Origin of the sequence: Stenotrophomonas sp. GD03794, from assembly GCF_029842145.1 — a bacterium.
In the GTDB taxonomy this organism is placed as follows: Bacteria; Pseudomonadota; Gammaproteobacteria; order Xanthomonadales; family Xanthomonadaceae; genus Stenotrophomonas; species Stenotrophomonas riyadhensis.
Genome location: NZ_JAOCFV010000007.1, coordinates 11,931 through 36,918, shown reverse-complemented (window position 1 = coordinate 36,918; position 24,988 = coordinate 11,931). Strand labels below are relative to the sequence as shown.

At 65.2% G+C, this 24,988-nt stretch carries 23 protein-coding genes and 1 tRNA gene; 8 read left to right on the top strand and 16 right to left on the bottom strand.

The features are described 5' to 3' along the window. Positions 1-373: 373 nt before the first annotated feature. From N5D91_RS05935 to N5D91_RS05870, 14 genes are all read right to left on the bottom strand, one after another. Positions 374-2,398: a DNA topoisomerase III gene (locus N5D91_RS05935; protein ID WP_003158613.1), complete on the bottom strand. Its 2,025-nt coding sequence runs from the start codon at positions 2,396-2,398 to the stop codon at positions 374-376. Between the two features lie 269 nt (positions 2,399-2,667). Continuing rightward, complete coding sequence (locus N5D91_RS05930; RefSeq protein WP_003158612.1) at positions 2,668-3,108, bottom strand: single-stranded DNA-binding protein; 441 nt, start codon at positions 3,106-3,108, stop codon at positions 2,668-2,670. A 73-nt stretch (positions 3,109-3,181) separates the two neighbouring features. Next, on the bottom strand, positions 3,182-3,709 hold the full coding sequence (locus tag N5D91_RS05925) for a DUF3158 family protein (protein WP_003158611.1): 528 nt from the start codon (positions 3,707-3,709) through the stop codon (positions 3,182-3,184). After that, complete coding sequence (locus N5D91_RS05920; protein WP_003158610.1) at positions 3,706-4,491, bottom strand: PFL_4669 family integrating conjugative element protein; 786 nt, start codon at positions 4,489-4,491, stop codon at positions 3,706-3,708. The genes N5D91_RS05925 and N5D91_RS05920 overlap by 4 nt, the downstream gene beginning before the upstream one ends. Positions 4,492-4,808: 317 nt before the next feature. Next, on the bottom strand, positions 4,809-6,053 hold the full coding sequence (locus N5D91_RS05915; protein WP_003158609.1) for an STY4528 family pathogenicity island replication protein: 1,245 nt from the start codon (positions 6,051-6,053) through the stop codon (positions 4,809-4,811). Positions 6,054-6,056: 3 nt separating this feature from the next. Beyond that, a complete protein-coding gene (locus N5D91_RS05910) occupies positions 6,057-6,617 on the bottom strand; it encodes a DUF2857 domain-containing protein (RefSeq protein WP_003158608.1) in 561 nt (186 codons plus the stop codon). A gap of 15 nt (positions 6,618-6,632) precedes the next feature. Beyond that, on the bottom strand, positions 6,633-8,261 hold the full coding sequence (locus N5D91_RS05905; protein ID WP_279907096.1) for a ParB family protein: 1,629 nt from the start codon (positions 8,259-8,261) through the stop codon (positions 6,633-6,635). Continuing rightward, complete coding sequence (locus N5D91_RS05900) at positions 8,254-8,502, bottom strand: hypothetical protein (RefSeq protein WP_003158606.1); 249 nt, start codon at positions 8,500-8,502, stop codon at positions 8,254-8,256. Before N5D91_RS05900 ends, N5D91_RS05905 begins: the two co-directional genes overlap by 8 nt. Continuing rightward, a complete protein-coding gene (locus tag N5D91_RS05895; protein WP_003158605.1) occupies positions 8,486-9,361 on the bottom strand; it encodes a ParA family protein in 876 nt (291 codons plus the stop codon). Before N5D91_RS05895 ends, N5D91_RS05900 begins: the two co-directional genes overlap by 17 nt. Positions 9,362-9,403: 42 nt before the next feature. Next, a complete protein-coding gene (locus tag N5D91_RS05890; RefSeq protein ID WP_003158604.1) occupies positions 9,404-9,616 on the bottom strand; it encodes an AlpA family transcriptional regulator in 213 nt (70 codons plus the stop codon). Between the two features lie 118 nt (positions 9,617-9,734). Next, a complete protein-coding gene (locus N5D91_RS05885) occupies positions 9,735-10,490 on the bottom strand; it encodes a hypothetical protein (RefSeq protein ID WP_003158603.1) in 756 nt (251 codons plus the stop codon). Between the two features lie 551 nt (positions 10,491-11,041). After that, positions 11,042-12,970 carry a tyrosine-type recombinase/integrase gene (locus N5D91_RS05880; RefSeq protein ID WP_003158602.1) on the bottom strand — a complete coding sequence of 643 codons (1,929 nt, stop codon included), beginning with the start codon at positions 12,968-12,970 and terminating at the stop codon, positions 11,042-11,044. 241 nt (positions 12,971-13,211) lie between these two features. After that, a tRNA-Gly gene (locus N5D91_RS05875) sits at positions 13,212-13,285 on the bottom strand. 115 nt (positions 13,286-13,400) lie between these two features. Further along, complete coding sequence (locus N5D91_RS05870) at positions 13,401-15,236, bottom strand: autotransporter domain-containing protein (protein WP_180854241.1); 1,836 nt, start codon at positions 15,234-15,236, stop codon at positions 13,401-13,403. 207 nt (positions 15,237-15,443) lie between these two features. On the opposite strand from N5D91_RS05870, the gene thiS reads away from it, so the two are divergent. The 4 genes from thiS to N5D91_RS05850 all read left to right on the top strand — a co-directional run bounded on the left by thiS (position 15,444) and on the right by N5D91_RS05850 (position 19,165). Continuing rightward, on the top strand, positions 15,444-15,644 hold the full coding sequence (thiS, locus tag N5D91_RS05865; RefSeq protein WP_180854242.1) for a sulfur carrier protein ThiS: 201 nt from the start codon (positions 15,444-15,446) through the stop codon (positions 15,642-15,644). 117 nt (positions 15,645-15,761) lie between these two features. After that, positions 15,762-16,556: a thiazole synthase gene (locus tag N5D91_RS05860; RefSeq protein ID WP_010481470.1), complete on the top strand. Its 795-nt coding sequence runs from the start codon at positions 15,762-15,764 to the stop codon at positions 16,554-16,556. Then, a complete protein-coding gene (gene trmB / locus N5D91_RS05855) occupies positions 16,556-17,290 on the top strand; it encodes a tRNA (guanosine(46)-N7)-methyltransferase TrmB (RefSeq protein ID WP_010481468.1) in 735 nt (244 codons plus the stop codon). Before N5D91_RS05860 ends, trmB begins: the two co-directional genes overlap by 1 nt. A 27-nt stretch (positions 17,291-17,317) precedes the next feature. Beyond that, positions 17,318-19,165: an SLC13 family permease gene (locus N5D91_RS05850; RefSeq protein ID WP_110713387.1), complete on the top strand. Its 1,848-nt coding sequence runs from the start codon at positions 17,318-17,320 to the stop codon at positions 19,163-19,165. Between the two features lie 523 nt (positions 19,166-19,688). Here the strand turns inward: N5D91_RS05850 and N5D91_RS05845 are convergent. Continuing rightward, positions 19,689-20,024: a Rieske (2Fe-2S) protein gene (locus N5D91_RS05845; RefSeq protein ID WP_012511947.1), complete on the bottom strand. Its 336-nt coding sequence runs from the start codon at positions 20,022-20,024 to the stop codon at positions 19,689-19,691. A gap of 178 nt (positions 20,025-20,202) precedes the next feature. Here N5D91_RS05845 and N5D91_RS05840 point away from each other — a divergent pair, with 178 nt between their 5' ends. The 4 genes from N5D91_RS05840 (at position 20,203) to N5D91_RS05825 (ending at position 23,384) form a co-directional block, all read left to right on the top strand. Then, on the top strand, positions 20,203-20,484 hold the full coding sequence (locus N5D91_RS05840) for a hypothetical protein (RefSeq protein WP_005410817.1): 282 nt from the start codon (positions 20,203-20,205) through the stop codon (positions 20,482-20,484). A 75-nt stretch (positions 20,485-20,559) separates the two neighbouring features. Beyond that, complete coding sequence (locus tag N5D91_RS05835) at positions 20,560-21,276, top strand: fumarylacetoacetate hydrolase family protein (protein WP_110713389.1); 717 nt, start codon at positions 20,560-20,562, stop codon at positions 21,274-21,276. A 55-nt stretch (positions 21,277-21,331) separates the two neighbouring features. After that, entirely contained in the window at positions 21,332-21,736 is a 405-nt protein-coding gene (mscL, locus tag N5D91_RS05830) for a large-conductance mechanosensitive channel protein MscL (protein ID WP_153855661.1), read from the top strand. A 226-nt stretch (positions 21,737-21,962) separates the two neighbouring features. Then, positions 21,963-23,384 (top strand): M28 family peptidase, encoded by a 1,422-nt coding sequence (locus N5D91_RS05825; protein ID WP_180854243.1) that lies wholly within the window; start codon positions 21,963-21,965, stop codon positions 23,382-23,384. A gap of 146 nt (positions 23,385-23,530) precedes the next feature. Here N5D91_RS05825 and N5D91_RS05820 read toward each other — a convergent pair whose 3' ends face one another. Then, the gene (locus tag N5D91_RS05820) at positions 23,531-24,982 is read right to left on the bottom strand and encodes an alanine/glycine:cation symporter family protein (protein ID WP_093999603.1); all 1,452 of its coding nucleotides are present in this window, start codon (positions 24,980-24,982) and stop codon (positions 23,531-23,533) included. Positions 24,983-24,988: the final 6 nt, after the last annotated feature.

The following is a 24,988-nucleotide window of genomic DNA, read 5'->3' as shown; positions in this document are numbered from 1 at the left end:
CAGCAATCACACCCGGCCCATGTCGTGGCTGGGGCCGGCATCGTCTGGCGCACATCCGCGCACAAAGGGAGCCCGTTTTTGCGCCGGTGGGCACCGGCACTGAATACCGCTGACCACAAAGGGTCTCCGGGTGGCTCGCGCTGCCAGGCAAGCCATCGGGGGACCACTTCGCAGTGGGCGGGAGAAACACAGACCAGCAGAACACGCGGGAGGCGGTTCGCGGAAAAACTACCTTCAGGTCCCGCAGCCGGGGACGGCTCGACGGGACGCGCACACGGACAAGAAGGCGTTGCGCGCTGGGCGACCCGCAGGGGCGTGCGGGACACGGGCCACGCCTTTGAAACAGGGTGCGGCCCACGGGAAACGGAGTCGGTTAGGCGCCTTTGCGGCCGCTGCTACGCGAGCGCGAAGCGCCACGCTTGGGCGGACCAGATTCGACCGGCAGCGTGCCTTTGCAGTCGGGGTAGCGACTGCACGACCAGAATGGACCGCTCTTGCCGGTGCGTTGGCGCGTCGATGCGCCGCACTGCGGGCATGCTGGTCCATGGGCAAGCTTGATGGACAGGGACATGCTGCCGTACTGCGCGATCAACTGCGAAATCCAGGCGGCCTGCTTGCCAATGAACACGTCCAGCGTGAGCTGACCAGCCTCGATCATGTCGAGTGCCTGTTCCCACACGGCGGTGGTGCCGGGGTCAGCAATCGCCGCAGGCACGGCATCGATCAGCGTGAACGCCGCATCCGATGCACGGATGGAGCGTCCCTTTTTCACGATGTAGCCGCGAGTGATCAACCCGCTGATGATGTTGGCCCGCGTCGCCTCGGTGCCGATGCCCGTCGTGTCCTTCAGCTTCTGCTTCAGGCGCGGGTCGGTCACGAAACGCGCAACACCCTTCATCGCCTTGACCAGTTCGCCCTGCGTATAGGGCTTGGGTGGCATCGTTTTGAGTGCCTTGATGTCGGCCCCAGCGATCTGACATGCCATCGCTTCGCGCAACGCGGGTAGCACCTGGCTGCGTGCAGAGGCGTCGGCGTCCTCATCAGCGCTGCCTTCACGTTCGGGCTCGTCCAGCACCAGGCGCCAGCCCTTGACGACGACCTGCTTGCCCGTAGCCACCAGCTTCTGCTGGCCGCAGGAAAGCTCGGCCACGGTGCGGTCGAACTCGTGGTGAGGGAGGAACTGGGCCAGGTAATGCGCCCGGATTAGCCGGTACACGGCCCGTTCCTTCTCGCTCATGACGGAAAGATTCGCCGGTTCGAGCGTCGGGATGATGCCGTGGTGCGCTGTGACCTTGCCGTCGTTCCATGCACGCGAACGCTGGGTGCGGTCGAGCTGACCCATGATCGGGCGCAGCGACGGGTCGGTCTTGAGCAGGCTGTCCAGGACGGTGGGCACCTCGGCGAACATGCTTTCGGGCAGGTAGCCGGAGTCCGAGCGCGGGTAGGTTGTGGCCTTGTGCGTCTCGTACAGGGCCTGGGCTATCTGCAATGTCTCCTGTACGTCCAGCCCGAGCTGCCTGGAACAGACCTCCTGAAGCGTCCCCAGGTCGAACAGCAGGGGCGGGCCTTCGCGCACGCGCTCGGTCTCGACCGACACCACCTGGGCGCTGCCCGCAGCGCGAATCTGCTGCGCCGCCTGCTGGGCGACCGGCTGTTGCAGGCAACGACCGGCGTCGTCGGTGCAGCCGTCGGGCGCAACCCACTGCGCGGAGAAAGCCTGACCCTCTGTGGACAAAGACACGTCGATGGCCCAGAACGGCGCCGACTTGAAAGCCGCGATTTCGCGGTCGCGATCAACGACCAGCTTCAGGGTCGGGGTCTGGACACGTCCGACCGACAGCACGCCGTCGTAGCCCGCCTGCCGCCCGAGCAGCGTGAACAGACGGCTGAGGTTCATGCCGACGAGCCAGTCTGCCCGCGAACGCGCCAGCGCCGAGTAGTACATCGGCAGCGTATCGGATGATGGTCGCAGCTTGCCGAGCGCAGTGCGGATCGACGCATCGTTGAGCGCCGACAGCCACAAGCGCTCGATGGGGCCACGGTAGCCGCACAGGTCGATGATCTCGCGGGCGATCAGCTCGCCCTCGCGGTCGGCATCGGTGGCGATGACGAGATGGGTCGCCTTCGCCAGAAGCGCCTTGACGACCTTGAATTGCGTGGCGGTCTTGGGTTTGACCTCGACCCGCCACTGCTGGGGAATGATGGGCAACTGCTCCAGCGACCAGCGCTTGAGCGCCGCGTCATAGACCTCGGGTGCTGCCGCTTCTACGAGATGGCCGATGCACCAGGTAATCGTGACGCCGGAGCCGTTGAGGCAGCCTTCACCGCGCTGTGTCGCGCCGAGAATCCGACCAATATCCTTGCCCTGGGAGGGCTTCTCGCACAAGAACAGCCGCATATCCGTCCATCCGATTTCCGTGGTTCATTGAGTTGCTGGAATCGAGGATGCCGGTCCCCACCAGGGGCAACAGCAAACAAGTCGCAAGCGGTGGCGACCACTTTCACGGGATGGAATGGCTGGGGCGGAGATGGTATGCAGCCGGGGTGTGCGGGCCGGGAGCCGCGATTTTCGGGAGCACGTGGAATCCGGTGGACGTAGATGGAGCTATCCCCTGGGGATAGCTCGCGGGTGCATGGAGCGGCGAACAGTGGCCGACCCATGCCGGGTCACTTCCTACGCCGCGGCTCTTTTGGCGCAGCCGGTTCCTGGGCGGCCTGGGGCTTTGCCTCCGCATCCTGCGGCTTCGGGCTGAGGGTCACGGACTCGATGCGAAACGGCAGGATGCCGACGCTGCGCGCGTTGATCTGCCAGGTTTCGCGCGGCTGATCTTCGTTGTCCGTCCAGGGCTCGCGCTCCATGCGGCCGACGACCAGGATGCGCATGCCTTTCTGGTAGAGGCTTTTCCAGTGCGCGGCGTCGCGGTGCCAGATTTCCACGGGCGCCCAGAAGCCGCCGCGATCCTCGAAGTCGCCGCCTTTGGTGGGAACGGGGTTGTCGAAATACACGTTCAGCCGCAGCAAGCGCCGCGGCTCGTCGTTGCCGTTGGGGAACTCCCGGTATTCGGGCGGGGAGCCAATGTTGCCTTCGCCCCAAAAGTGCGTGCTCATGTTGCAATCTCCATGGTGGTTGAAATACCCGTGCCGCGTCGGCGTCGGGTGTGTGCTGGGGTGTCCGGTGCCATCACCGATCACGCATTCCAGGTGGGATGGACTTGAGCCGGCGCAGGTAGGCGTCTTCCGCCACAGCCGCCTTGCTGGCGCATTCCTGGGCCTGCCTGCCCAGGGTGTGCAACAGGCTGATCTGCATGTTCAGCGTGATGCGCTGAAGCTCGATCGCGTGCAGCTCGGCCAGTAAGTTGACCGGCGTGCCGGTGCTCGCCATCAATTCCTGCCACAGGGCTACGCCCATGGCTGAGCGGTCGTGCTTGCGCCAGCGCAAAAACGCCGTTCCTGCGCCAGTGGTTTGTTGGGCCAACTCCACGGGCAGCAGGTGGAAGGGATGCCCGACTGCCTGTTGCAGCACCTGCCGCTGAGCCAAGCCAATCAACTCGTCGCGCATGGCGAAGCACTGGCTGGCCCAGGCCTCAAGATCCCCCTTACCCTTAAAAGGCTTTAAAAGGCCTTTTAGAGAGGCCGCGTGTTCCAGCTTCACGAAGGCAGCCTGTTGCAGGCCCTGGAAGTAGCGGGGTTCGCGGTTCGGATCGCTCATGCCTGCTCGCCCTTGATCTCGCCGACGCCGACCTCGGGCACCGCGCCGGTGGCGGCCTCGTCGTTGGGGGCAGGCGCTGCAGCAGGACTCTCGACACGCTGTTGCAGGCCACGGCGCACGATGGGCGGCGCGAACTTCGAGCGGTGCGTGCCTTCCAGCACGTCCTGCGGCAGTTCGCCGAATTTCTCCAGCGCCGCCCGTGCTGCGGCGTTCTTTGACACGAAGTCGTCGCGCGTACAGCCCGAATAGCGGTATTGCTGGGCCAGCGAGAACAGGCTGCGCAGTGCATGGGCGCCCTCGTTGAGCCAGCGCTCCAAGGTGCTGCGGTCGATGAGCGCCGTGTGATGGGCGAGGATCAGTTTGCGGGCGATGTCGTCGTAGTCGGCCAGCAGATAGACGGCGGCAAAGCCGAGCTGCGCATTGACGAACAGCGGCAACTTGACGGGTTGCACGTTGAGGTTCTCGCCCAGGCTGAGTGCCGGCGGTACGCTTGCCAGCGCCTGATCCACCTGCTCGCGCAGCGCTTGCAGCGTGGTCTTGGTCTGGTCGAGCTTGACCTCGATGCGCAGCATCCACCAATCCGAGTACGGGTCGTCCTGCTCCGAACCGCGCCGCATCTTGTTCATTTGGGCGATGTAGCCGTTCAGGCCGACGATGCCCGGTCGCCCCTCGGCGGCGGCACGGCCATGCCAGATGCGCGAAGCGTGGTGGGTGTGAAGCGTCAGCGACATCGCGCTGCGCAGGGAGCCGAGATTCAGTTGCAGAGATTCATTGGTTGCCATGGTGTCCGCTCGTTGTGGGGAAAGGAGCGGTCAGCTTCGGCAGGAAGCGGAAGGCCGTCAGTCAACAAACCGAAACCTGCCAGACCCCGGTTCAGCGCGTGGTGGCCGCCTGCGGCGCGAGCTATCCCCAGGGGATAGCTCCAAGGAGCGCCAGCGAACGCTGCACGTCAGGATCAGGACGGACAAGGCCGATGCTGCGGCAGATGTTCGAGGCGAGGCCTGCGACTGCACGGCATCCGCCCCAACGGTGGAACTATCCCCAGGGGATAGCTCTACTGGCATCCATGGGCGTCCACTTCACCGCCTTGCCGGCCTGCTCACTTGCTGGCGAGCAGATTTCGCAGCCGCTCGATGTGCTGCCTGGCGACTTCTGGTGGCACCGGCTTACCCTGCGTTTGGGTCGGCGGTGCGGGTGGTGGCCGTTCGTTTGGTTGAGTGGGTGCCGGTGGCGGGTCTTTCTTTGCCCAGGCATTGAACTCACCGTGGATGGCCCGCTGGATGATGCCGAACAGATACCCTGCGGGATTGCGGATGCCGGGGTTGCTACAACGCGCGGCCCATTCGTCCAGCACGTCCTGCCTCAGCGAGGGATCAACTTGCTGCAATGCCACCTTGGCACCCGCCTGCTGTTCCGCCTTCAGTTGTGCAAAGCGCTTGGGCCATTGCAGATCGCCCAGCGCGCGCGCCTGCGCAGTAGTACGTATTTCATTAATACAACTACTACGTACTGTACGGGCCTGCTTCGGATTCCGAAGAGAGACGTCTGGCGCGGGTTTCAGCCCTGCTTCGGAATCCGTAGCGGGTCGTTCACGATTCCGAAGAAGGCTCGGAGCCCCTTCTTCGGAATCGTGAATGGCGTCTTCCTGTGGATAACTTTCGCAGGCCGTGGGGTTCTGGTTGGCGAGACGTTCGGCCATCACCTGCAACCGTGACGGGAGGGTGCGTCCGGCCAGTAATGGGTCTTCGCCGATTTCCTTGAGCGTGTGCAGGCCCACGATCTGCACGGCCTTGGCAGAATGGCCGAGCGCCTGGCTGACGAGTTGCAGGTAGTCCGGGTCGAGCTGCATGGCCTCGAACGGTGTCAGGGGTTCGTCGTGCAGCACGTACAGATTGCCGAGGATGCGGCCGGTCTTGGGGTCGCGCCGTCGCCGAACCAGGCTCAGCCAGCGGGTCAGGCGCATCAGTGTCAGCGCCCGTGCCACGGTTTCATGCGAGGCCTGGCCTGCGCAGGGCATGGACGCTAGCCAGGGGCGCAACTGCTCGTAGGTGGGAAATGCGGTCACGCCATCGTCGTTGAGCATCAGTCGGAACACTTGCCAGGCGTTTCGTTCCAGCGGCGTCAGGCGGCGGTCGAGGAACAACTTGCGTGGCACCGTCTCGTGCCGGTTGCCACTGAACAGGAAAGCATCGCCGGAGGTGGGCGTGGGCGACTGTGCAGGTGTAGACGCAGGTGCGCTGGGGGCGGGCTTGGGCGCAAGGTCTTTCAGCGCAGCATCGAACAGTTCTGCCAGTGCGATGGGGCCTTGGCGTAGGGCTCGTGGTGCGGTGTCGTCCACGGCCATGACTCACGCCAATCCCTGATCGACCCAGCTCTTGATCGAGGCCCAGACCACCGACAGAGGCAGCGACATTCCTTCGGCCAAGTCCATGGCGGCATCGAGGATGGAAGTGTCATCTTCGAGATCGACGGTTCTGCTGTTGGTCACGGCCTTCCATTGCCGCCACAGCTCCGTGTCCTGCTCCTCGTCCAGCACGGGGTGCCGGCCCTTGCGCTTGGGCAGACCGAGGATTTCACGGCGAAGCGCTACTTCCTGATGCGTCAAGCCATAGAACTTGCTGACCATCTCCGTGCTCGCGCCCAGCCTGAGCATGCGATCGACCGTGGCGATTTCCTTCTCCACGTCCTGCGCCTGCTGGAGCAGCCGCCGCAGCACTTCGCGGTTGACCGTCACTGAGCACCAGGAGACGTTGGCGTTGGCCAGCACGCTGATCAGCGCAGGATGCTTGAGGGCGTCCAGCTCTGCCTCGCCAAACCCCATCAGTTTGCAGCGGCGCAGTTGCCCATTGCGCAGGTCATAGAGGGCCTGGGCGATGACAGCCTGGTTGAGCGGGTGTGCTGTGGACATGCTGGCCTCCCTCGCTTAGGTTCCAGAGTCCGCAGCGCCGGCTTCGAGATCGAGCAGGCGGCGGGCCAGTCGCAGCAGGCGGAACAGCTTGACCAGCGCGGTGTCGCTCAATCGTCGGGTTACGTCGCCCTGGCCGTGCAGCAGCGCCGGCAGGTCGATGACGAGTTGCCCGTTGTCCAGACCGACGTCGGCGGGCTGCTGACCGGCCAGGCAAGCCAACAGCGCATGGACGGCACGGCCCTTTGGCGCCAGGCTTGAGGTATGGGCACGGCAGGCGAAGCCGATGCCTTCTGGACGGTCATCGATGCACTCGCCCAGGTGTGCCTCGCCCGCAATCTCGCGGGCAAACTGCGCGACGTGGATGCGCAGGTGCTCGGGTGTGTCCAGGCCGGGGGCGATGTACCAGACATCCGAGATCGGATAGAGCCCACCAGCCTGCACCGGGATGGACTGCAAGACATTCGCCGAGAAGTCGTGCGGCAGTGCATCGCCCAACTGGTCGGCGACCATGCGCTGGATGGACTCAAGCCGTTCCGTTGTCGGCGCCGGCGAGACGATGTGCTCCTGAAGCCGGTCGCCATCTGTCGCCGGGCTGACCGCGTCCGAATGACTGGCTTCCGCGTCGCTCTCGCCCGTCGAGGGAGTTGCCGTCGGCCTCGCAGCAGGTGGCGCAGTATCGGCAGGTGGGCGCGCAATGGCCTCTGGCTCTGGCAGGGCAGGCGGCGTCGAGGGCGGCGTCGGCTCGCTGACCAAGGCGCGCTGGCGGCTCTCGGATTCGGTCATGTCCAGAGCGAGCACGTCGTAATCAACACCCAGCAATTCGGTCATCTGGCCGATCAGCTCGTCCTGTATGCGCTGCGCAGAGAGCTCGTCGGCCTGGACATCGAATTGCGACAGCACTTCCTGAAAGAACTCGTCGAAGTCCTGAACCAGTGAGCGGCCTTTGGCGTAATGCGCCCAGGTGCGCTCGCAGGCCTTGCGCATGACCGACAACCGCTCGACCTGGTGACGCCCCAGGCCGGCGTAGAGCACGGTCGGGATTGCGGGCAGCAGGTAGCGTACTGCGTCGGCCATCCGGCTGATGTGCGACTGCTGCACGGGGTATCCGTCGGCGGCCAGGCGGCGGGCCAGCTCGGACTGGCTCAGGGTGGAGCCGCTTTCCAGTTCGTAGAATTCGCGCGCTTTCTCGACGCCCAAAGCCCGCTCGATGAAGGTGAGGCCACCGCGCAGTTCGTTTTCCGCAAGATGCCCGGTGAGCGCGACGATCTCGCCACGCTCGGGCCACGGGCGGAACAGGCATGAGACCCGAAAAAATCGTTCGTCCTTGGTCTCCGACCAGAGTTCGCGCAGGATTGCCAGTCGCGTGTTGCCGCCATTACGGATGATGTAGTGATCGTCGCCGGGCCGCCGGGTGATGGCCGGAGCCGCGTCCAGACCACGCTCGCGGATGGATGCCTTGATTTCCTCGTACACCGGATTGCGCTTCTTGCGCGGGTCGTGGTCGTAGGGGCGCAATTGGTCGAGCGTCACGACCATGGGCGTGTCGGCGATCGGGTCGCTCAAGGTCGTTGCTGACGGGCCGCTGCGCTCGAACCCGGACGCAAGCAGTTTGCCGGCCATCTGCTGGGAAGTGATCTCAGTCATGGCCGCCCCCCTGCGCTTGGGATCGGGTCTCGCGCTCGGCGCGACGGATCTGCGCACGGGCGTTGAGGGCTGCCCGGTGATCGCTGGCCGTCGAACTGGTGTAGATCGCGGCGCAGCCTGACTTGGTGAACTTGAGGTGACCGCCCGCCGTGCGCTTGACGTGCCAGCCTTCGCCCACGGCGAACTCGATCAGGGCGCGCAGCCGGCTGTGACCTCGGGCCAGTTCATGTGCGTTGGCCATGGGGCCTCCTGGTATCAAGAGGCTGTGGCGGACGGCCGGACACTGCGGCAAATCGATCCTGCCACTGCGGGAGCAATTCGCCGGCAAGATCGCGCATGGTGGCGAGCGCGGCGGGAGCGACTCTGCCCACTGGCTGGCGGTACTCGACCCGATGCACCGGCAGGCCGCGCGTAGCAGCACGCGGATAAGCCTCAATGGCCGGCACGTCGGTAGCCAACACACGGATGTCAGCATGGTCCTGGAACAGATCGCGCAGCGCCTGCTGGATCAGGCGGGCGTTGGCGGACACCGGATGGACGCGGTTGATGAGCAGATGCAGCGGCGGCGGCGCGATGCCCAGCTGCCGGTACGGTGCAATGTCCTCCAGCAACTGCATGGTGCCGCGCCGCAGCTCGCGGGCGGCGAGAATTTCCGGGGTCACGGGTGACAGTGCGAGGTCGGAGGCCAGCACCGCCATCTCCAGCAGCACCGAGCGCGCGCCCTGGGTGTCGATCAGCACCAGGTCGTAGAGGGGATTGAGCGCCGGAAGCAGATGCCGCAGCCGCAAGCGCCCGTCCGGCGCGTGCAGCAGCAAAGTGTTCAGTTCGCCTCGGTGGTCGTTGGAGAGCACCAAGTCCAGGCCCGCGATGATCGTGCGGGACACAAGCTGGTCGAGGTCGCGCTCGTTGAAGGCCAGCAATTCATAGATACCGCCCGGCGCGCGGTGAGCCAGCTCATAGTATGAGGACAAGGTGGGCTGCACATCGAGGTCGAGCAGCAGCACGCGCAGTCCGGCGTCCGCAGCGAGACCGCCGAGGTTCGCAGCGGTGGTAGTCTTGCCGACCCCACCTTTGGTTGAAATGATGGATACGACCTGCATGGCGTTCTCCGTGTCAAGATGAAAAGTCCGCGGGAGAACGGGTCAGGCCCGGTTGTTGACGCGCTCGTCGATCCACTGATCGATTTCGATGGAGTCCCAGCCCACGGCGCGCACGCCCAGACGCAGGGCCTGCGGGAACTGGCGTTTCTTCATCAGGTTGTAGATGTGGGCGCGCTTGAAACCTGATTTCGCTTCGACTTCTTCCAAGCGCAGGATGCGGCGCTCGTTTGGCTGCAGTACAGATGTTTGCGACATGGCAGTCACTCCTGAACGCTCAGCGGCGTTTGTTGGCGTGACCTCTATTCAATAGACACGGCTGCGAAAAGACATTGCAAATGCAATCTCCGCGACTGCACATACAAGCTGGCAAATCTCAGCGGGAGGCGCTACGCAGCCGGCGCCTGGCGGTGGCAAACTTACCGTTCAATGTCCGCTCCGCGATGCCCATGGCGCCGCTGTGATGGGCGACCAGCGCGCTGACCACGGCCTCCTGCGTCTTGAAGCTGGAGTACGGCGTGCCCGATGGCGACTGGCCGAGCATCAGCTCCAACAGGCCGCCAACGATGTTCAGGTAGGTGGCCTCGGCTCGATCACTGATCGGACACTGCGCGCATGCCGGAATCACCGTGGGCTGCTTGAGCAGCGCGTCATGCTTGTCCTGCAACTCGCGAAGCTGACGTTTGGTCTGTTCCAGGACGGATTTCAAAGCCTGGCGTTCGACCAGCATGGCTTGCCCTGTTTCCAGAGAGATGAAGGGATGGGTGATGCGCTCGCTGCGGGAGAAGAGAAAGCCGGGCCGCTGCTCGGGGTAGTGCTGGCGCATCCAGCACTTCAGATCGACATGGCGCACCGTCAGATCAGGCGATTCGATCAACGTGGTGTCGCGCGTCGTGATGCCGTGCTGCCCGAAGGGCAGTTCCCCGTTGAGGATGCCGTCATAGATGCGGTCGGTGTACAGCCGCAGTTCGCCCAAACGTGGGCAGTCCAGCGACTGCGGCAGATTCATCGGCGACGAGACCGAAGCCAGAATCACCTGCTCGTATCGCAGCAGTCCGGCCCAGCGGATGGACGCTTCGAGCGGGCGGTAGAACACCTTTGATGTTGGTGCATCATTTTTGTTCTCGTGCATGCTCCGTCTCCTTCCAGGAGAAGAACTACAGGGCCGACTGCTTTTGCAGCCGTCCCCATGGTCGGCCTGTTGTCCGCGCAAGACGCGAGTGATGACGCCCGCTTTTGATTACTTCTGATCAGTTCGCGCAACGAGTAGGCGTTGTGTGCTCGATGTACAAAAATCCATTGAGCACAAGAAAAGCGAGCGTCCGTCGCGGCTCGACAGTGACGCTTGCGCTATCAGGATCGTGAGAAGTGGCGGTTCACGCAAAACCGTATCGGTATGGTCTGATACGGCAGCGGTTTGAAAAAGCTGCGAGCGGTCGGAATCTATTGATCGGGGCTTGGGATTGGCTGCGGAAATCCGCTGGCGTCATATCCGATCAGGATACTGATATAGCGAGATAGCATCACAGAGAAGTCGCCTATGGTGACTGCCAAGCGCAGATTCGACGCTAAACACTGCCTGCCAATACTTGGAAATCGCGAGTTGGCGGGTGGTCATGCAACGATCGACCTATTGGTTCCCTGCTTGGACCTTGACCGGACGGGCTGCCGTCCGGCCTCAGCTCAACGGGCGACCAGATCTTCGGGCGTATCAACCAACATTGCCGTTTTTACCAGGCGCTCTACAGTCTGCCTGGCCAGCACCGGAGATACTTCCGATTGCTCTGCAAGCTCATCGGTTTCTATGGCATGTGCGGCGACCAGTCGAGCTGCAAGATGCAGGTTGGTCGGATCGACTGCCTCGATGACTGGACACTTGCCCAGGGCATCGTATGGCCGCAGCAGTGCGTGATAGATGTGCCAGGTGTCGATGCCGCGCGGCACCAGCTTCAGGACAGCCTGAATCAGCTTGCGTTTGATGGGGTCGAGTTGCCAGTCCGGGACGCGCTGTCCACGGTGACCCAGATGGATCGACAGGAGATTGCCAGCCTGAATCTCGTAAGTGATCCAGCGGCGGGACTTGCCAACCAGCTTGGCGTAGTCGGCCACCGACAGGTTGTGGGATGCCTCGAACATCTCCAGCAATTGCAAGCGCTCGCGCTGCACCTCTGACAGCGTGGGTCGCGCGTACTCGGGCAGATGCACCGCCGAAAGTCGATAGACGGAAGCTGGAACCGCTGGCGCATCCGGTGCAGGCGCAACGATCAACTGAGGGGCGTTTGGATTCAGGGCGGGCGGCTGCGCTGCCGCCTGTCCGGCAATCGTGGGCAGACCCTGCAGCGTGATGGTCAGGTGCGTGCTGGCAACTTCGAGCTGATTCTGCTCGAACAAGTCCAGGCGGTCGGCCCAGTCTTGCATCATGACGCGGCGCTGCTCGACGTACTCGGCGTGGTTGTAGGTCGCGCTGATCCGATCCGGATCGGCATGCGAGAGTTGGGCGTCTACCCACTTGGGCGGATAGCCCAATTCATTGAGCGCGGTCGATACGGTGGCGCGAACGCCGTGCCCAGTGAGCTGATCTTCATAGCCCATGCGCTTGAGCGCGCCATTGAGCGTGTTCTCGCTGAGAGGTTTTTTCAGGCACCAATCACCGGGGATGAGATAGACCTGCGCTGGCTTCAGATTTCCCAGCAGATGACGAACGACTTCTTGTGCCTGCAACGACAGTGGCACGATGTACGGCGGGATGTCGGCGAAACGCTGGCGCTTCTTCTTGGTGAGCTGCTTGCGTTGCTTGAGCCTGACAACCGGGATGATCCACAGACCGCGCTCCAGATCGAACTGATCGGGCGTGGCGTAGCGCAATTCACCGGTGCGCACGCCCGTGAGCAGCAGCAGACGTAGACCCAGTTGCGTATTCAGGCGGCCGCTGTACTTGCGCAACGTCTGCAGCATGGCCGGCAGTTCGGGCATGCGCAAAAAGGGGTTGTTCTCCACCGGCGGCAGCGGCATCGCCACCACATCCAAATCCTTGGCCGGGTTGTCGCCCATGTTGGGCACCACCACCGAGGCGTAGGTGAATAGCTGGCTGAACCAGGTGCGCAGCTTCTCGGCGACCGACAGCGAGCCACGTTTTTCCACTCTGCCGATGATGTCCAGCAGGTGGGCGCGAGTGACGTCGTAGACGGTCAGGTGGCGCAATACGGGAAACACATCCTTGGCGAAGACGCGCCCGATCTGTTTGGGCGTGCTCTGGCGGCCCTCATTTTCCAGAGAGAGGCTGCGGTGGGCCAGCCATTTGTCGTAGATGGCCTGGAAGGTGTGCTCGCCCGCCAGGACAATCACGTGGCGTTTGCGCTTGCGTTCCGAATGCGGGTTGATGTCCTTGGCCAGCATGGCCCGGGCCTCGTCGCGCAGATGACGGGCATCTTTCAGGGAAAGCGCGGGATAGCCGCCGAAGGACATGCGCTCGCGCTTGCCGCCCCAAGTGAAGCGGAAGTGCCAGGCCTTGAAGCCGGTGGCTGAGATATGGAAGTAGAGACCGTCGAAATCGACAAGCGAATACGCCTTGCCGGTCACCTTGGCCTGTCGAACCTGGAGGTCTGAAAGCATGAGCCCAACTCCTGCGAAACGAGTTGGATGCCATGTTCCCGACGGAACCCCGGCTCCTCCAGCAACAATACGGTTTTGGGAACCTCCGCATTGCCAATGTACCACTCAACGTACCAGTTGGAACCGGCTGTGAGTGGATTTCGCTGGATGTCAGTGGATCGATATTGGGTGAAAATCCTCAATCCTGACAATGACTTACGACGTTCCCTGGCGTTCGGCGGAAGACCCTGGAAAGTCGAAGTGGAGCGGGCGATGGGAATCGAACCCACGTCAGTAGCTTGGGAAGCTACAGCTCTACCATTGAGCTACGCCCGCAGCGCGGATGAAAGTCTATGCGGAGGGACCGGTACAGCGCAATGGTGGCCACCGCATCCGCGAGGGGTCAGAGCCCTTTCCTTGAGGAAAGGGATCCGACCCCGGCGGTTGCTGCTTAGAAGCTGCCGCTGAAGTTGGCGAACAGCGTCGCGTCCTGGGCACGCTTCTGCCCGGCCGATGCGCTCAGGCCGAAGTTGCTCTGCAGGCCGAACAGCTCGGTACGGGCACCCAGCACCACGGTGGCGTAGTTCTTGTCGAAGTTCAGGCCCGGCACGCGGTAGCTGCCCAGTTCCGGCAGGGTCTGCAGCCAGGCACTGGCCTGCTTGGTGTCTTCGAACTCGTGGTCGTAGGTCACCTGCGCGTACGGCTTGACGGTGCCGCCATCGAAGCGGGCCTGCCAACCGATGCGGCCGACGGTCGAGTCGACGTTCTGGCGGTCATAGCCCAGTGCGGTGGCCAGGGTGCCGGCCGCAGCACTTTCGGTGTAACCGTCGATCTTCACCTTCTGCCAGATCACCGAAGCGATCGGGCCGTGGCGGAAACCGCCCTCGGTGCCGAACTCGTAACCAGCGTTCAGGGCAGCGGTCAGGTTGCTGCCGTCCGGCGAACCACCGTGCTCGCGGGTGGCCGGGCCCAGCTGGACCTTGCGGTTCACGTCATAGGACAACCAGGTGTAGCTGACCTGGCCATTGACCCAGATGCGGTCGTGGTACCAGCCCGCGAACAGACCGGCGGTGGTGTCCTTCTGGGTGAAGTCACCACGGCTGTTGCCGAAGTCGGCATTGAGGCGGCCAAAGCCGGCGAAGCCGCCGAACACCATGCCGTCGCGCGCCCAGTCGATACCGAACAGGCCGGCCGGCGCCAGGCCGTCGTACAGGTCGGCGTGGTCATAGCGCTGCAGGTCACCGCGCACGCCGCCCCACCAGGACAGGCCGTCGGCCGGACGACCACCCAGATGCATGCTGACCTGGTCGGCGCGCGAGCGGCCGATGGTCTGCGCCGAGTGGCTCAGCACCTGCTGCAGACGCGGGCCTTCCAGCACCGAAACCGCGTACTGGCCCAGCAGCTGGTGGCCGGCGGTGGTCGGATGCACGCCGTCGGCGAACAGGTAGGTGTTGGCCGCATCCGGGCTGACGTAGCTGGTCGGGTTGCAGGTCAGGATGCTCTGCGTCGAGTTGGCCGGGTCGATCTTGCAGGCGGTGCTGGTGACGTTGGTGAAACCGTACATGCCCGGGTTGGCAGCCACTTCGCCCAGCACGGTGAAGGTATCGAGCGGGATGAACTCGATGCCGGCCTGCTTCAGGCCGCCGTACAGGGCCTTGTTGTAACCGGCCGACAGCGCGGTGGCGGCTGCGGCATTCGGGCCACGGAAGGCCGGGGTCAGGCCCACGTTCGGCAGGTTCGGCACCAGCACGTACTGCGCACCAGCCTGCTTCAGCGCGCCGACCAGGGCGATCTGGTCGGTGACGGCCGCACCAATGATGGCCTGCGCCTGCGCCGGCGCAGCGGCCGCGGCGAACAGGTCGTTGGCACCGCCCCACACCGTATACAGGACATTGGCGTCAGCCTTGCCGCCGTTCGCGGCCAGGTAGCGGGCCGCCTGCGACTTCAGCGACGGGATGGTTCCCATCGCGCTCGGAACGTCCACGCCGACGCGGGCACCACCCACCGCATAGTTGTCGCCGCTCTGGCCGTTGCCGTTGGCGGCGCCGTTGAGACCGTAGTAGTTGGCCACCTGCTGCGACCACACCCAGCCCGGGTTGGTGGTGAACTGGCCGGTGACCGGCTGCACGCCAGGCGGCAGCAACGGCCGGAAGTAGCCGGCATCGGTGAGGCTGTCACCGAAGAACACGGCCTTGGAATACGGGGATTCGCCTGCCATGGCCGGAAGCGCGGCCAGCGCGATCGCGGCCGCCATCAGGGAGCGGATCGGGCGTTTGCTGAGCAGCATGTAAAGAACTCCTGTGGGGATATCGTTGAGGACCCGGCGGACGTACGCCGGCGCACGGTGAATGGTTTCACTGCGCCGCCGTTTGCTCACGCTGCGCCGCCGCATGGATTGTCGCCTGACCGCGTGAAAACCCGTTGTGCCGGAGCTGGCGCCCGGTTCAATTTGCAAACGTTCCGATCCCACCGGGCTATCGGCGACAATGCGCGGATGAACATCCAGCTCAACGGCGAACCCCGTACCCTGCCCGCTCTGGCGACCCTCCACGACCTGCTCGAAGCCGAGCAGCTGCTGCAGCGCCGGGTGGCGGTGGAGGTCAATGGCGAGATCGTCAGCCGCAGCCGCCATGGCGGGCATGTCCTTGCCGAAGGCGACGTGGTGGAGATCGTGCACGCGCTGGGCGGGGGCTGAGGCTGCTCGGGTCTTCAGGGGTCAGATCCCTTTGCCACAGGCAAAGGGATCTGACCCCACGCTCGACCCCGCCCGCTGCGTGACCCCATCTTCAGGCGGATAAGCGATAATCGCGCCATGAACGTTCATGTCTCCCCCGATTCGCTGGTGATCGCCGGCAAGACCTATGGCTCGCGGCTGCTGACCGGCACCGGCAAGTTCAAGGATCTGGAAGAAACCCGCCTGGCCACCGAGGCTGCAGGCGCCCAGATCGTCACCGTGGCCATCCGCCGCACCAACATCGGGCAGAACCCGGGCGAGCCGAACCTGCTCGACGTGCTGCCGCCGGAGCGCTACACCATCCTGCCCAACACTGCGGGCTGCTACACCGCCGAAGACGCGGTGCGTACCTGCCGGCTGGCCCGTGAGCTGCTGGACGGCCACAACCTGACCAAGCTGGAAGTGCTGGGCGACCAGAAGTCGCTGTACCCGGACGTGGTGCAGACCCTCAAGGCCGCCGAACAGCTGGTCAAGGACGGCTTCGAAGTGATGGTCTACACCTCCGACGACCCGATCCTGGCCAAGCGCCTGGAAGAAATCGGCTGCGCTGCGGTGATGCCGCTGGCCGCGCCGATCGGCTCGGGCCTGGGCATCCAGAACAAGTACAACCTGCTGCAGATCATCGAAGACGCCAAGGTGCCGATCATCGTCGACGCCGGCGTGGGCACCGCGTCGGATGCGGCGATCGCGATGGAGCTGGGCTGCGACGGCGTGCTGATGAACACCGCCATTGCAGGTGCACGCAGCCCGGTGCTGATGGCCAGTGCCATGCGCAAGGCCGTCGAAGCCGGCCGCGAGGCCTTCCTGGCCGGGCGCATCCCGCGCAAGCGCTACGCCAGCGCCTCCTCCCCGGTGGATGGGTTGATCGGCTGATGACCAATCCCTTCGACAGCGCCGGTTCCAAGGCCCCGCCCAAGCCCTTCACCGTGAGCGAGGGCCGCCGCGAGGTGCGCAGCTTCGTGTTGCGCCAGGGCCGCTTCACGCCTGCCCAGCAGCGCGCGTTCGACGAACGCTGGCCGCGCTTCGGCATCGACTACAACGGCCAGCCGCGTGACCTGGACGCCACCTTCGGGCGCCCGGCGCACAAGGTGCTGGAAATCGGCTTCGGCAATGGTGCCGCGCTGCGCTTCGCTGCCCAGCACGACCCGTCGCGCGACTACATCGGCATCGAGGTGCACGCCCCCGGCGTGGGCCGGCTGCTGAACGCGCTGGCCGACGACAACGCCGACCATGTGCGCCTGTACCACCACGATGCGGTGGAAGTACTGCAGAACGAGATCGCCGATGGCGCGCTGGATGAAGTGCGCATCTACTTCCCGGACCCGTGGCACAAGAAGCGCCACAACAAGCGCCGCCTGCTGCAGCCTGCATTTGCCGAGCTGCTGGTGCGCAAGCTGCGCCCGGGTGGCCGCCTGCACTGCGCCACCGACTGGGAGGACTACGCCGAGCAGATGTGGGACGTGCTCGATGCCACCGCCGGCCTGGTCAACCGCGCCGGCCCGCGTGGCAGCGTGCCGCGCCCGGACTGGCGTCCGCAGACCCACTTCGAGACCCGCGGCCAGAAGCTCGGCCATGGCGTCTGGGACCTGCTGTACGACCGCACCTGACGATCGCCTGAGGACACCGCTCCCCACATGGATACCGCGCTGACGCTGACCAACGACATGAAGCTCGTGCTCGGGCTGGTCGGCTTCACGATGGCGATGTTCCTGTTCGAGCGCATCCGCGCCGACGTGGTCGCGCTGGTGGTCCTGGTGGTTCTCGGTGTCACCGGCCTGATCGCGCCGGAGGAGATCTTCGGCGGTTTCTCCGGTAACGCGGTGATGAGCATCATCGCCACCACCATCCTCGGTGCGGGCCTGGACCGCACCGGGGCGCTGAACCGGCTGGCCGCGTGGCTGCTGCGGCGTGGCCATGGCGTCGAGCAGCGGCTGTTGATGATGACCACGGCCATTGCCGGCCTGAATTCCTCTTTCATGCAGAACCCGTCGGTGATGGCGCTGTACCTGCCGGTCGCCTCGCGACTGGCCGCGCGCACCGGGTTGACCCTGCAGCGCCTGCTGCTGCCCATTTCGGCGGCAATCGTGATGGGTGGTGCGCTGACCATGGTCGGCAATTCACCGCTGATCCTGCTGAACGATCTGCTGGCCTCGGCCAACAACAACCTGCCTTCCGGCCTGGCCACCATCGAGCCGCTGCGCATGTTCGCGCCACTGCCGATCGGCGTGGCACTGCTGATCGCCTCGCTGCTGTACTTCCGCTATTACGGCGACCGCAAGCTGGTGGAAGAGGAAAGCCTGGTCAACGACGGGGTCACCCCGGCACGCACCGAGAGTTACTTCGCCAAGACCTACGGCATCGAAGGCGATGTGTTCGAGCTGGTGGTCAGTGCCGAAAGCCCGCTGGTCGGCATGACCCTGGGCGAGGCGGAGAACCTGCACGATGCCCCGCTGCTGCTTGCCTTGAAGACCGGCAACGACACCCGCCTGGCACCGCCGGCGGAGATGCGCATCTGGGTCGGCAGCGTGCTCGGCGCGATGGGCCCGCGCGAGCAGATCAGCGACTTCGCGCAGAACCAGTTCCTGCGCATGTCCTCTCGCCTGAAGCATCTGGGCGACCTGTTCAACCCCAGCCGCGCCGGCATTTCCGAGGCCGTGGTGCCGCCGACCTCGAACGTGATCGGCAAGAGCGCGGCCGACCTGCGCCTGCGCAAGGAGCGCGGTATCAGCCTGCTGGCGATCAACCGAGACAAGCAGGTGATCCGCGAGGACGTGCGCGACGTGCAGCTGCGCGCCGGCGACATGCTGGTGTTCCACAGCATCTGGACCGACCTGGCGCAGGCCGCCCGCAGCCGTGACTTCGTGGTGGTGACCGACTACCCGACCGGCGAGCAGCGCCCGCACAAGTTCAAGATCGCGATGGCGATCTTCGCGCTGACCATCCTGATCGCGCTGACCAGCAAGCTGCCGGTGGCGCTGACGCTGATGACCGGCGTGGCCGGCATGCTGCTGACCGGCGTGCTGCGCATGGACGAGGCCTATGCCTCGATCAACTGGAAGACGGTGTTCATGATGGCCGGGCTGATTCCACTCGGCTGGGCGATGGACTCCAGTGGCGCGGCGGCCTGGGTGGCCGGCCACACCATCGACAAGCTGCCGACCGGCATTCCGGTGTGGGTGCTGGAGGTGGCGCTGGCGCTGCTGACCACGGCGTTCTCGCTGGTGATCAGCCATGTGGGCGCGACCATCGTGATGGTGCCCATTGCAGTGAACCTGGCGTTGGCGGCGGGCGGCAATCCGACGGCGTTCGCGCTGATCGTGGCGCTGTCGGCGTCCAACAACCTGATGACGGCCTCCAATCCGGTGATCTCGATGATCACGGGGCCGGCCAACTACACACCGCGTGAGATGTGGCGGGTCGGCGGCCCGCTGTCGCTGATCTACACGCTGGTGGTGGTGTTGATGATCAACCTGATGTTCTGAGGTTGGGGTTTGTTGGCAGGGCTGCGCCCTGCACCCCGGTAGTGCCGGCCGCTGGCCGGCAACCTCAACAGCAAAAACGTGCATTTCGTGGGATGGCGGGGTGGGTCCGGTTGCGGGGGACGCTGCAAGTCCCCCTCCGGGGCCCGGCCCAGCCGCTGGCGGCTGTGCGTTCGGGCGCTTGCGAAGCAGTGCTTCGCAAGCAAAGCGCCCTCACCCATGTAAGCTCGGTCGCCGCTTGCTCGTGTGCGCTGTCCTGCGCACACGGCAAGACCGGGGTTGGGCGTCCTGCCCAACCCGCCCGAGGCATGCCTCGGGCCCATGCGGCTCACGCCCCCGCAACCGGACCCACCCCGCCTTCGACAGATTCATGCGAGCTGTCGAAACGGCATTCCGTGCTGCTGTTGGTAGGTGTCGACCTTGGTCGACACGGCTTTTGTAGCGTCGAGCCATGCTCGACTGCTCCTGGCTTGATGGGGTAAGAGCCGCTTTCCTGCGGAAAACGGATCCGACCCCTGGCCTGGACTCAGGCGAGATAAACCTGCCCGTCGCGCACGTCCACCGGCACCGCGCGCAGGCGGTCGCCCTTGCAGGGGCCAGCGATGCAGTCGCCGCTGTCCAGCGCGAACGAGGCACCGTGGGCGGCACACACCAGGTGGCCCTCGCGGCTCTTCAGGAACTGGCCCGGGGCCCAGTCCAGGCGACGGCCCGCGTGCGGGCAGATGTTCAGGAACGCACGCACCTGCGCGCCATCGCGGTACAGCACCAGCGATTCGGCATCGCCATCGACCACCGCTTCGACCTCGGCAAACGCGCCATCGGCAATGGCATCAAGGGCGATCAGGGCAGCGGCGGCAGTCATGGCGAAGGCTCGGACAGTAAACCTGCATTGTCGCACGCCCACTCAGGTGACTGGCTGCGACATGAACACAAGTCATTGATCCGTAATAAGCATAGGCTATATTTAACGAGTTTTTCACTCAATGACAGTGGCGCGTCCCGATACTCTGGTTTCGCTGATCCCAGCCTATCGAGCCGCCATGTTCAATCGCGCATCCGCCTTCAACCAGTTCCGCACCCTGTTCGCGCCGCGCAAGCCGCGTCACCCGTTGGTGCGCGTTGCCGTGGGCCTGCTCGGCCTGGCGATCCTGGCCGCGATGGTGTTCATCGGCGTGTTCGTCGGTGCGGCGATGATCCTGGTCGGCCTGGCGTGGAAGCTGCTGGCCTCGCGCAAGCCGGGCGTTGCCCGTCCGGTCGATCCGACCGTGGTCGAAGGCGAGTACCGCGTGGTGCGCAAGCCGGTGCTGCCGGCCTCGCGTTGATCCACGCCCTCCGCGCCCGCTGACGGCGGGCGCCATGCGTTCTAGACTGCGGGCACGCCCTTCCTGGATGCCCGCATGTCCGATGTCTCCGATGTGATCCCTGCCGTAGCCCTGCCGCGTGTGCCGGTAGCCGGTGGCGGCAGCTTCCCCGTGCACCGTATCTACTGCGTCGGCCGCAACTTCGCCGACCATGCCCGCGAAATGGGCGCAGCAGTGCCGGCGACCGACGATCGCGGCCGTCCGATGTTCTTCAGCAAGCCGGCCGATGCGATCGTGGTCGGCCACGACGATGCCATTCCCTATCCCCCGGCAACCGCCAACCTGCACCACGAAGTGGAGCTGGTGGTGGCGATCGGCCGTGATGCGCCAGCCGGCGAACTGGCCGTGGCCGATGCCGACGCTCTGGTCTACGGCTATGCCGTCGGACTGGACCTGACCCGCCGCGACCTGCAGGCCGCCGCCAAGGACAAGGGCCATCCGTGGGATGCAGCCAAGGGCTTCGATGCCTCGGCACCGATCAGCGAGATTGTCCATGCCGCTGAAGTGGGCGACCTGGCCGCGCTGAACCTGTCGCTGGAGGTCAACGGCGAAGTGCGCCAACAGGCGCTGCTGGACCAGATGATCTGGAACGTGCCGGAGATCCTGCACGAGCTGTCCAAGCTGTGGCAGCTGCGTGCCGGCGACCTGGTGTTCATGGGCACCCCGTCCGGGGTGGCTGCGCTGAAACCCGGCGACCGCTTCAGTGCCCGACTGGAAAACGTGGCCGAGCGCCACGGCGTGATCGCCGGCTGACATCACCTGCGCTACCCTGCGCGCTGTCCACTTCCCCCACCGGAGAAAAACAACAATGGGAATGCTCACCGAGTTCAAGGAATTCGCGATGCGCGGCAACGTCATCGACCTCGCCGTCGGCGTGGTGATCGGCGCGGCCTTCGGCAAGATCGTGACCGCCCTGGTCGAGAAGATCATCATGCCGCCGCTGGGCATGCTGATCGGCAAGGTGGATTTCTCGCAGCTGGCCTGGACGTTGTCACCGGCCAGCGTCGGCGCCGATGGCAAGGAGATCCCGGCCGTGGTGATCGGCTACGGTGACTTCATCAATACGCTGATCCAGTTCGTGATCGTGGCCTTCGCCATCTTCCTGGTGGTCAAGACGATCAACCGCCTGTCGCGAAAGCAGGAAGCCGCACCGGCCGCACCGGCCGAGGAAGTGGTGCTGCTGCGCGAGATCCGCGACAGCCTGAAGAAATAAGGCGGCCTACCGGTAGTGCCGGCCGCTGGCCGGCAAGGTCGGAACAAGCGGGGAGCCGGCCAGCGGCCGGCACTACCGCGACTGCACGAAAGCCCCGCCCCGGCGGGGCTTTCGCTTTGCCGGACGTGGCGGAAAACAGCGTTCGCGGCAGCCATGACCTCCCGCCCATGCGCCGGGCTGAACGACTGTTAAGCTCCAAGGCTTAGGTCCCTTCCCGGAGTTGTCCATGCGTCGCCGCGTCCTTGCCATCGCATCCTCCCTCGCCCTGCTGGCCGCCCCGGCCTTCGCGGCGCCGCGTACCACCACCCTGCCCCCGGCGTCGCTGGCCACCGCCGCACAGCTGCGCGACCAAGCGCTGGCCGATGACACCGGCTGGAAGGTGGTCGAATCGCTCACCACCGAGATCGGTCCGCGCATCGCCGGCAGCGAGGCCGACGCCCGCGCCGTGGCCTGGGCCGAAGCCAAGTTCAAGGCCCTCGGCTTCGACAAGGTGTGGAAGGAACCGGTGACGTTCCCGAAGTGGGAGCGACGCAGTGAACACGCCGCGGTGACCGGCAAGAACCCGCAGCCACTGCAGATCACCGCGCTGGGCGGCAGCCCGGGCGGCACCGTTGAAGCCGAAGTGGTCCGCTTCGCCGACCTGGCCGCGCTGCAGGCGGCACCGGCCGGTTCGCTGAAGGGCAAGATCGCCTTCGTTGATTACCAGATGCTGCCGTTCCGCGATGGCCGCGACTACGGCCGTGGCGGCGCGATCCGCAGCAAGGGCCCGTCCGAAGCGATCCGCAAGGGCGCGGTCGGCTTCCTGATGCGCTCGGCCGGTACCGACTCGCACCGCGTGCCGCACACCGGCATCACCCGTTTCGATGAAGGCCTGACCCCGGTGCCGTCGGCGGCGCTGTCGGTGCCCGATGCCGACCAGCTGGCGCGCCTGCTGGCACGTGGCAGCACCACGGTGAAGGTGGCGCTGGACTGCGGTTGGGATGGCACCGCCACCTCGTACAACGTGATCGGTGAGATCACCGGCCGCAGCCTGCCGAAGGAAGTGGTGGTGATCGGTGGTCATCTGGATTCGTGGGACCTGGGCACCGGCGCGGTGGATGACGGCGCAGGCGTGGGCATCACCATGGCCGCCGGCCACCTGATCGGCCAGCTCAAGCAGGCGCCGAAGCGCACCATCCGCGTGGTCGCGTTCGCCAACGAGGAACAGGGGCTGTACGGCGGCAAGGCCTACGCCGAAGCGCACGCCAAGGATGTGGCCCTGCACCAGCTGGCTGCCGAGAGTGACTTCGGTGCCGGCCGCATCTATGCCTTCAATACCGGTTCGCCGAACCCGGAAGGCTCGCGCGAAGCGACGAAGCAGATTGCCGAGGTGATGAAGCCGCTGGGCATCGAGTACCAGGCCGACAAGGGTGGCCCGGGCCCGGACGTCGGTCCGCTGGCTGCCAAGGGCGGTGCGTGGGCATGGCTGGCGCAGGACGGCTCGGATTACTTCCACCTGCACCACACCGCCGACGACACACTGGACAAGATCGACCCGAAGGCGCTGGCGCAGAACGTGGCTGCCTACACCGTGTTCGCGTACCTGGCGGCGGAAGCCGATGGCAGCTTCGGCAGCGAGGCCAAGGCGACCACGCCGCCGAACGAGTGATGCGGTAGTGCCGGGCCATGCCCGGCGAACGCAGCGGCGGGAGCGGTGCGAACCAAGGTTCGCACCCACCGGGCGATGGCGCGCCCACCGGGTAATGGCGTGCGGTCAGAGCCCTCGCCTTGGCGAGGGATCTGCCCCCGGTCCTGTCAGCCCTCCCACACGCTGGTGTTGCGTACACCCAGCAGCTTCGGATTGAACAGCGGATCCTTGCCCGCCTGGCGGTGCTGTTCGTAGTCGCGCAGCGCCGCCAGCGCCGGCTTCTGCAGCAGCAGGATGGCGATGATGTTCAACCAGCTCATCAGGCCGACGCCGATGTCGCCCAGCGACCACGCGATCGTTGCACTGTTCACCGCCGAGTAGCCGGTCGCGGCCAGGAACAGCAGCTGGAACCCGCCCATCACCCACGGCGCGGGACGATCACGGCACAGGTAGCTGATGTTGGTCTCGGCCATGTAGTACAGCGCCAGGATGGTGGTGAACGCGAACGGCAGGATCGCCAGCGCCACGAACGAGCGGCCGAATCCCGGCAACGCGGATTCCACCGCATGCTGCACGAAGCGCGGCCCGGCCTCGACGCCGGGCAGATTGCCCAGCAGCAGGCGCGCCTCATCCGGAATGCCATTCACTGCCGGGTCGTAGACGTTGTACAGCCCCGTGGACAGGATCAGGAACGCGGTGGCACTGCACACCACCATCGTGTCGATGTAGACCGAGAACGACTGCACCAGGCCCTGCTTGACCGGATGCGAAACTTCGGCGGCAGCGGCCGGATGCGCACCGCTGCCCATGCCGGCCTCGTTGGACAGCACGCCACGGCGCACGCCCCACTGGATGGCGGTACCGATCATTGCACCGAACGCGGCATCCACACCGAATGCGCTGCGCAGCACCAGCATGATCACCTCCGGTACTTTCTCTGCATTGAGCACCATCACCAGCGCCGCCACCAGCAGATACGCCACTGCCATCAGCGGCACCACCCATTCGGCAACCCGCGCGATGCGGCGCACGCCACCGATCAGGATCGCGCCCAGCACCACCAGCAGTACCGCCGTAGTGGTCATCACCGGCACGTTCCAGGCTTCGTTCACTGCACTGGTAATTGCGTTGGACTGGGTGCCGGCCAGCATCGCGCCGGCCAGTACGGTCACCAGTGCGAACAGCACCGCGTACCAGCGCTGGCCCAGGCCTTTTTCGATGTAGTAGGCGGGCCCACCGCGATACTGGCCCTTGGCATCGCGGTCCTTGTAGATCTGCGCCAGCGTGGATTCGATGAAGGCACTGGACGCGCCGAGGAAGGCGACGATCCACATCCAGAAGATCGCGCCCGGGCCGCCAAAGGCGATCGCCATCGCCACGCCGGCGATGTTGCCGACCCCGACCCGGCTGGACAACGACAGCGACAGGGCCTGGAACGGTGACACGCCGGATTCGGAGCGCTCATGACGGAACATCAGGCGCAGCATGTCCGGCAGCGCACGCAACTGGATGAAGCGGGTGCGCACGCTGAAGTACAGGCCAGCGAGCAGGCACAGCACCACCAGGTACGGGCTCCAGACGACGCCGAGGATCGTGTTGACGATGGATTCGATGTTCATCGGCCG

Bases quoted from the DNA above. Each gene is read 5' to 3' on its own strand.
- thiS (WP_180854242.1), top strand. From the start codon at position 15,444: ATGAACATCCAGCTCAACGGCGAACCCCGTACCCTGCCCGCTCTGGCG.
- N5D91_RS05820 (WP_093999603.1), bottom strand. From the start codon at position 24,982: ATGAACATCGAATCCATCGTCAACACGATCCTCGGCGTCGTCTGGAGC.
- N5D91_RS05910 (WP_003158608.1), bottom strand. From the start codon at position 6,617: ATGTCCACAGCACACCCGCTCAACCAGGCTGTCATCGCCCAGGCCCTC.
- N5D91_RS05935 (WP_003158613.1), bottom strand. From the start codon at position 2,398: ATGCGGCTGTTCTTGTGCGAGAAGCCCTCCCAGGGCAAGGATATTGGT.
- N5D91_RS05835 (WP_110713389.1), top strand. From the start codon at position 20,560: ATGTCCGATGTCTCCGATGTGATCCCTGCCGTAGCCCTGCCGCGTGTG.
- mscL (WP_153855661.1), top strand. From the start codon at position 21,332: ATGGGAATGCTCACCGAGTTCAAGGAATTCGCGATGCGCGGCAACGTC.
- N5D91_RS05920 (WP_003158610.1), bottom strand. From the start codon at position 4,491: ATGGCAACCAATGAATCTCTGCAACTGAATCTCGGCTCCCTGCGCAGC.
- N5D91_RS05890 (WP_003158604.1), bottom strand. From the start codon at position 9,616: ATGTCGCAAACATCTGTACTGCAGCCAAACGAGCGCCGCATCCTGCGC.
- N5D91_RS05850 (WP_110713387.1), top strand. From the start codon at position 17,318: ATGGATACCGCGCTGACGCTGACCAACGACATGAAGCTCGTGCTCGGG.
- N5D91_RS05840 (WP_005410817.1), top strand. From the start codon at position 20,203: ATGTTCAATCGCGCATCCGCCTTCAACCAGTTCCGCACCCTGTTCGCG.
- N5D91_RS05845 (WP_012511947.1), bottom strand. From the start codon at position 20,024: ATGACTGCCGCCGCTGCCCTGATCGCCCTTGATGCCATTGCCGATGGC.
- N5D91_RS05860 (WP_010481470.1), top strand. From the start codon at position 15,762: ATGAACGTTCATGTCTCCCCCGATTCGCTGGTGATCGCCGGCAAGACC.
- N5D91_RS05870 (WP_180854241.1), bottom strand. From the start codon at position 15,236: ATGCTGCTCAGCAAACGCCCGATCCGCTCCCTGATGGCGGCCGCGATC.
- N5D91_RS05900 (WP_003158606.1), bottom strand. From the start codon at position 8,502: ATGGCCAACGCACATGAACTGGCCCGAGGTCACAGCCGGCTGCGCGCC.
- N5D91_RS05925 (WP_003158611.1), bottom strand. From the start codon at position 3,709: ATGAGCGATCCGAACCGCGAACCCCGCTACTTCCAGGGCCTGCAACAG.
- trmB (WP_010481468.1), top strand. From the start codon at position 16,556: ATGACCAATCCCTTCGACAGCGCCGGTTCCAAGGCCCCGCCCAAGCCC.
- N5D91_RS05880 (WP_003158602.1), bottom strand. From the start codon at position 12,970: ATGCTTTCAGACCTCCAGGTTCGACAGGCCAAGGTGACCGGCAAGGCG.
- N5D91_RS05895 (WP_003158605.1), bottom strand. From the start codon at position 9,361: ATGCAGGTCGTATCCATCATTTCAACCAAAGGTGGGGTCGGCAAGACT.
- N5D91_RS05905 (WP_279907096.1), bottom strand. From the start codon at position 8,261: ATGACTGAGATCACTTCCCAGCAGATGGCCGGCAAACTGCTTGCGTCC.
- N5D91_RS05930 (WP_003158612.1), bottom strand. From the start codon at position 3,108: ATGAGCACGCACTTTTGGGGCGAAGGCAACATTGGCTCCCCGCCCGAA.
- N5D91_RS05885 (WP_003158603.1), bottom strand. From the start codon at position 10,490: ATGCACGAGAACAAAAATGATGCACCAACATCAAAGGTGTTCTACCGC.
- N5D91_RS05915 (WP_003158609.1), bottom strand. From the start codon at position 6,053: ATGGCCGTGGACGACACCGCACCACGAGCCCTACGCCAAGGCCCCATC.
- N5D91_RS05825 (WP_180854243.1), top strand. From the start codon at position 21,963: ATGCGTCGCCGCGTCCTTGCCATCGCATCCTCCCTCGCCCTGCTGGCC.